Origin of the sequence: Streptomyces albidochromogenes (genome assembly GCF_005981925.1) — a bacterium.
GTDB lineage: Bacteria > Actinomycetota > Actinomycetes > Streptomycetales > Streptomycetaceae > Streptomyces > Streptomyces albidochromogenes.
In genome coordinates this window covers 1-947 of record NZ_VBVX01000666.1, presented here as the reverse complement: position 1 = coordinate 947, position 947 = coordinate 1, and the positions used below count along the sequence as shown (strand labels likewise).

Below are 947 nucleotides of genomic sequence, written 5' to 3'. Positions count from 1 at the left end.
CTCACGCCCGCCGCGTCCAGCGCGGCCAGCAGGCCGCCCGTACCGCCTCGACCGTCGCGGTCGTCACCTCCCGCACCTCACGTACCGCCAGTTCGCCAGGGGCGCGAGTCCGTCCGCCGGCCCGGCGGTGACCACCCGGGCCGCCTCGTCCTCGTGGTCGGCGAAACGGTGCAGCGAGGTCTTCCTTGGCGGGGAAGTAGCGGAAGAGCGTCGGCTTGGAGATCTCGGCCGCGGCCGCCACCTCGGCGACGGAGACCTCGTCGAACCCCTTCTCCAGGAACAGGGCGATCGCGGCGTCGGAGATCACCCGGTACGTCCGCTGCTTCCTCCGCTCGCGCAAACCACTCATGACGACGAAGGGTACGTACTTGACCTCAACAGGACTTGAGGTCACAGACTCGCGGGCAGACACCGGCCACATGGGGAGTGAACGTCATGCGCGCGATTCAGGTAAGGGAGTTCGGCGGTCCGGAGGTACTGGTGGACACCGGTCTGCCGGATCCGGCGGCCGGGCCGGGCGAGGCGGTCGTGGCGGTCTCCGTCATCGACACGATCTACGTCGAGACGCAGATCCGGGGCGGCTGGGGGCCGCAGTTCGGCATCGAGCCGCCGTACGTTCCGGGCGGCGCGGCGGCCGGGATCGTGACGGCGGTGGGCGAGGGCGTCGACCCGGCGTGGACCGGCCGCCGGGTGGTGGCGGGCCCGGGCACGGCGGGGACGTACGCCGAACAGGTCGCCGCACCGGTCGACCGGCTCGTCCCGGTCCCGGACGGCCTCGGCCTGCCCGAGGCGGCCGCGCTGGCGCACGACGGCGTCACGGGCACCGGCATAGTGGAGGCGGTCGGCATCAGGCCCGGCGAACGGGTCCTGATCCTGGGCGCTTCGGGCGGCATGGGCACGCTGCTGGTGCAGATGGCGCACGCGGCGGGGGCGCACGTCGTCGGGGC

At 73.1% G+C, this 947-nt stretch carries 1 protein-coding gene and 1 pseudogene; one reads left to right on the top strand and one right to left on the bottom strand.

All coding sequences use genetic code 11. From position 1 onward, the window contains the following. Positions 1 to 93: 93 nt before the first annotated feature. Positions 94 to 349 (bottom strand): annotated as a pseudogene (locus E2E34_RS34665) (TetR family transcriptional regulator); the annotation flags it as partial. Between the two features lie 86 nt (positions 350 to 435). On the opposite strand from E2E34_RS34665, the gene E2E34_RS34660 reads away from it, so the two are divergent. After that, positions 436 to 947: alcohol dehydrogenase catalytic domain-containing protein (locus E2E34_RS34660; RefSeq protein ID WP_439333712.1), on the top strand; the 512-nt coding region annotated here is incomplete at its 3' end.